At 64.4% G+C, this 4,575-nt stretch carries 5 protein-coding genes, 1 pseudogene and 1 riboswitch; of the genes and pseudogenes, 2 read left to right on the top strand and 4 right to left on the bottom strand.

Annotation, left to right across the window (positions count from 1 at the left end; all coding sequences use genetic code 11):
- From U870_RS0121765 to U870_RS0121755, 3 genes are all read right to left on the bottom strand, one after another.
- Nucleotides 1-197: glutamine synthetase (locus U870_RS0121765; RefSeq protein WP_029948018.1), on the bottom strand; the 197-nt coding region annotated here is incomplete at its 3' end.
- Between the two features lie 25 nt (nucleotides 198-222).
- A riboswitch (Fluoride riboswitch) is annotated at nucleotides 223-295 on the bottom strand.
- Nucleotides 296-325: 30 nt separating this feature from the next.
- Complete coding sequence (locus U870_RS0121760; RefSeq protein WP_052357891.1) at nucleotides 326-871, bottom strand: hypothetical protein; 546 nt, start codon at nucleotides 869-871, stop codon at nucleotides 326-328.
- Between the two features lie 2 nt (nucleotides 872-873).
- On the bottom strand, nucleotides 874-1,158 hold the full coding sequence (locus tag U870_RS0121755) for a DUF211 domain-containing protein (protein WP_025159458.1): 285 nt from the start codon (nucleotides 1,156-1,158) through the stop codon (nucleotides 874-876).
- Between the two features lie 219 nt (nucleotides 1,159-1,377).
- Between U870_RS0121755 and ettA the strand changes: the two genes are divergently transcribed.
- Together ettA and U870_RS23875 are read left to right on the top strand one after the other, a co-directional pair.
- A complete protein-coding gene (gene ettA, locus U870_RS0121750) occupies nucleotides 1,378-3,006 on the top strand; it encodes an energy-dependent translational throttle protein EttA (protein WP_025159457.1) in 1,629 nt (542 codons plus the stop codon).
- 217 nt (nucleotides 3,007-3,223) lie between these two features.
- Nucleotides 3,224-3,589 (top strand): histidine phosphatase family protein, encoded by a 366-nt coding sequence (locus U870_RS23875; protein ID WP_345817889.1) that lies wholly within the window; start codon nucleotides 3,224-3,226, stop codon nucleotides 3,587-3,589.
- Here U870_RS23875 and U870_RS0121745 read toward each other — a convergent pair.
- Nucleotides 3,536-4,483, bottom strand: a pseudogene (locus U870_RS0121745) (IS481 family transposase); the annotation flags it as partial. The gene U870_RS23875 and the pseudogene U870_RS0121745 sit on opposite strands and share 54 nt — an antisense overlap.
- Nucleotides 4,484-4,575: the final 92 nt, after the last annotated feature.

Here is a 4,575-nt window from a genome sequence, read left to right as displayed (position 1 = left end):
GACTCGTGGATCGACGCGAAACCGCGGATCGACGAACCGTCGAAGGCGATCCCTTCGGTGAAGAAGGCTTCGTCGACCGTGTCTGCCGGGACGGTCAGATGCTGCTGCACACCGGGCAGGTCAGTGAAGCGCACGTCCAGGAATCGGACCTTCGTATCGGCGATGAAGCCGAGCGCTTCGGAACCTGAAGTGAACACAGCTGTCCTACTTTCCGTCGATGTCGGAGAAGTAGGAACCATCGGCCGTCGTGGCGGTTCGAGCTGTCGCTCCGGCGGGATCCATCGCCGTCCCGCGATCGTAGCGGAGAATCCCGTGCGGAAGGAAATCAGGCGATGTTGAGCCACACGCCGATCGCGGTCACCGCCACCCCGCCGACCGTCATCGACGCCGCCCAGAAACCGCGACGCCCTGCGAGCAGCCCGCCGAGCAACCACCCGAAACCGCCGAGCAACGCGATCGTGAGCGCCACGACAATCCAGGCGGGCCCGGGAAGAATTGCGCCGACCGCAAGCGGAGCGCTGGCGCCTACCAGTCTTGCACCGGCGGCGACGAGCATCGCTACGAATGACTCCCGCAGCGCTTTGCGGCCCAGGTTGGTGGCGGCGAGCCGTTCCGGCTCCGTCATGTTGAGTTGCTTTGCTGCACGCACCAGAGCCGAACGGCGTTCAGCGTAGTCCGCGACGAACACAGTGAACGCAGCAGTCACCAAGGCGGCGATCCCAACTCGTAGGGCCAGCATGAGGGTCAGGTTTCTCACACCGTCCCGCAGGAGCGCCCCGCCGGCGAGGGTGAGCGCGTTCAGCATCCCGTCGGTGACGCCCAGCACCAACGGGAGAGTCGGCAATGTTCGGGCGAACTCGGCGACGGTCATGGTCAGCGCACGCGGGCCACACGCTCGATGATGTGATCCCCAGCGACGACCTCGTCGATGCTGTGCAGGACCGCCCCCACCGTCTCGATGGCGCGGAACAGCGCTTCCGTGTCGATGTCGTCACCTTCGACCGTGATGTCGGTGCCGACGGTCTCCACATCGATCTCGGTGACGGTCACGTTCACCGCGGTGACGCCGGAGACCTGCTCGATTGCGCGGGCCAGGCTGACCATGTCTGGGCGGTCGACGACCTTGTCGACATCCAACGCAAGCCGGCGGATAGGCATGAGTGACCTCCACGTTAACGAAAGCGTGTAGGCCCATCAGCGTGCGTTGCGGTTCGAACGTTGCCGTTCCGGCGGGGTCCATCGCCGTGATCGTCACTCTAGCCCCCTCGTTTCGGCCGGAGTATCGTGTGAGGTCGGCGATGGTGGAGGGGCTCACCACAACGCGGCGAACGTCGACAACGGTCCCTACCTGTTAGATGCAACGGTAGGGAGCCCGCCATGTCAGGAGAACACTGGGTCGCACGGGTCGAGAACGCGACGAGCACCCGCGGAACGAAACACATCCTTGAGAACGTCAACCTCACCATCAGTGAGCACGATCGTGTCGGCGTCATCGGTCCAAACGGTGCCGGTAAATCCACACTCTTGGGGGTGATCGCCGGAACCGACACGTTGACTACCGGTTCCGCGATCACCGCTCTGGGCTTCAGCGTCGGCATCCTGATGCAGGAACCGGTCCTTCGTGACGACGAGACGGTCCTGGAAGACATCGAGGACGCGATCTCGGACACGATCACTGCCCGCGCCCTCTACGACGACGCCGCGCGACGGCTCGCAGCGGATGGGTCTGAGGCGGCGCTGGCAGAACTCGGTGATCTGCAGGAGTATCTGGACCGGGTGGACGGTTGGGACGTCGCATCCCGCGTCGAACAGGCGATGACCGCGCTGCGCTGCCCACCCGGACCGGTGTTCGTCGCATCGCTCTCCGGTGGTGAACGTCGACGGGTTGCCCTGTGCCGGCTGCTGCTGGCACAGCCGGATTTGCTGCTGCTGGACGAGCCGACGAACCACCTGGACACCGATAGCACCAACTGGCTTCAGGAGCATCTGGCCGCCTACCCAGGAACCGTCATCGCGATCACCCACGACCGGTCATTCCTTGACACGGTCGCCCGGCGAATCGTCGAAGTGGAACATGGCCGGGTCGACGTGTTCGCCGGGAGTTACAGCGACTACCTGGCGAGACGGCTGGCTGACTTCCGTGTGGATGGGCGGCGCGACAAGCAGCGGCTGCGGTTGCTGGAACGCGAGTACGCGTCCCTCAGCGAAGAAGACGCCCGCCGTCGCCCGGATGGTGACTCGCAGGTCCCGGTTGGTGAGCTGCTCATTCCGCCTCCCCCGCGGCTAGGGACGAACGTGATCGAGCTCGACTCCGTCTCGAAAACGTTCGACGAACGCGTCGTCCTGGACCATGTCTCCTTCACGGTCCCTCGAGGCGGCATCGTTGGAGTGCTCGGTCCTAACGGTGTCGGCAAGACCACGCTGTTCGAGATCATCAGCGGTCGTCTCGCACCGGATTCCGGGGCGGTCCGTATCGGGGAGACCGTCCGGATCTCCTACGTCGATCAGGCACGCAGCGGCATCGACGCGGGTCGCACCGCGTGGGAGGCCGTCGCTGACGGAGAAGCAACCGTCCATCTCGGGGACACGGAAGTGCCAGCCCGTGCGTACGTCGCCCGGTTCGGGTTCACCGGCCAATCCCAGGAGAAGCCAGTGAAGGACTACTCCGGCGGCGAACGCAACCGGTTGAACCTCGCCCTGACACTCAAGCAAGGCGGCAACGTTCTGCTGCTGGATGAACCGAGCAACGACCTGGACACAGAGTCGCTCATCGCGCTCGAGCAGGCACTGCTCGACTTCGACGGCTCAGCGATGGTCACCTCACACGACCGGTGGTTCCTGAACCGTGTCGCCACCCACATCCTCGCCTGGGAAGGCACACCGGAAGACCCCGGCCACTGGTACTGGTTCGAAGGCAACCTCGCAGACTACGAGGAGAACCGCACGCACCGTCTCCCCGCACTGGTGCAGTCGGTCGGCCCACGCCGGCGCATGGTTCGGGGGTGAGGACGATGGAGGAGCCCACCATTCTCCGTGTCGCCGAGAACATCATCGCCCGCGCCACCCTCACCGTGCTGGAAGAGAACGCGGTCGCGACAGCATGCGCGCACGGAGTATGTCTCGTGCCGATGTTCCCCGGTAGCGACGTCGTCCAACTCGTGGTCCGCGACCAGACCGTGATCGGCCGAGTTCGACGCGAGTACCCCCACTTTCTGCCGGCGCGATGGGTCGCCGTCCCGCAGGGAACTCACCATCCACTAGGGCCGTTCCGTTCCCCCGAGGCCGCAACCGACCTCATCGTCACACTCGCCGGACATGCAGAGAGGAAGTCAGGATGACTGACCAACCGCAACACCTGTTCCTGATCCGGCACGGACAGACCGCACTCAACGCCGAAGGACGACTTCGAGGACTGGCGAACCCGCCGCTCGACGAGGTGGGTCGTTCCGAAGCCGAGGAAACCGCGATCGCGTTGACTGGGCGAGGGATCGACATCGTCTATTGCAGCCCGATAGCTGTACTGACCTCGACCGTTGTTGATTCGGTCGATGGGTGTTTTGCCTCCGATGCCGAGGTGGGGTCTGTCTAGGTTGTAGTAGTCGAGCCAGGCTGGCAAGGCTGCTGCTCGTTGGGTGTTGGACTCGTAGGGTCGGGCGTAGGCCCATTCGGTGGCGAGGGTGCGGTTCAGGCGCTCGACTTTGCCGTTGGTCCAGGGGCAATGCGGTTTGATGAATCGCTGACTGATGCTGTGTGCGGCGAGAACGTTCTTGAACGCGATTGAGCGTCGGTAAGCGAGCGCGTTGTCGCTGATGATGCGCTCGATGCGGACGCCGGTGGTGGCATAGAAGTCGATGGCGCGTTGCAGGAAGCCGGCCGCGGTGCTCCCGCGTTCGTTGTCGTGTATCTCGGCGTAGGCGAGCCGGGAGTGGTCGTCGATGGCGGTGTGGACGTAGTCATAACCCAGCTCGCGACCGCGGACGTCTTCGCTGCGGCCGTGAACGCGCCAGCCGCCGCCGGTGGGTATGCGGCCGAGCTTCTTCACATCGATATGGAGCAAAGAGCCGGGGTGGTCGTGTTCGTAACGGTTCGCGCTGCGGCGAGTGGCGCGGATCAGCGTCCCGGTGACGGGGTCCAGCTCGCGCAACAGCGGGGTTTGGTGCCGCGACAGGATCCGGCCGACGGTGGAGGCGTGCATTCCCAAACGAGCGCCGATGAACACCGGACCGCGATGAGTGAGTTCTCGCATGATCCGTGTCCGCGTCTCATCACATGCCGCGGTCCGATGCGGGTGCGAGTGGGCAACGCTGGAACGGTCTTGCAAGCCGGGAGCACCTTCGACCTGGAAACGTCGCCACCACCGCCACGCAGCGGTTCGTGAGACGCCCATCTCGGCCGCCACATGCGCAACCGGACGGCCAGAACCGATGCGTTGAACCATGATCAAACGACCCGCCGGCGTCAGCCGGGCATTAGCGTGAGACAAGAGAGACCTCCGTGAACTCGAGGGAACCTAGACAGCTCCAACTCGACTCCGGAGGTCTCTCCTATGTCAACAACGATCCGGGTCAGTACACC

The organism is Leifsonia aquatica H1aii (genome assembly GCF_000633535.1).
GTDB classification, from domain to species: Bacteria; Actinomycetota; Actinomycetes; order Actinomycetales; family Microbacteriaceae; genus Leifsonia; species Leifsonia aquatica_A.
Note: the sequence above shows the minus strand (reverse complement) of the source record. Positions and strands in the feature narration are given on the sequence as shown.

What these genes read in the sequence shown, in the direction of transcription:
- U870_RS0121760 (WP_052357891.1), bottom strand. Translation starts at nt 871, where the DNA reads ATGACCGTCGCCGAGTTCGCCCGAACATTGCCGACTCTCCCGTTGGTG.
- U870_RS0121755 (WP_025159458.1), bottom strand. Translation starts at nt 1,158, where the DNA reads ATGCCTATCCGCCGGCTTGCGTTGGATGTCGACAAGGTCGTCGACCGC.
- ettA (WP_025159457.1), top strand. Translation starts at nt 1,378, where the DNA reads ATGTCAGGAGAACACTGGGTCGCACGGGTCGAGAACGCGACGAGCACC.
- U870_RS23875 (WP_345817889.1), top strand. Translation starts at nt 3,224, where the DNA reads ATGGGTCGCCGTCCCGCAGGGAACTCACCATCCACTAGGGCCGTTCCG.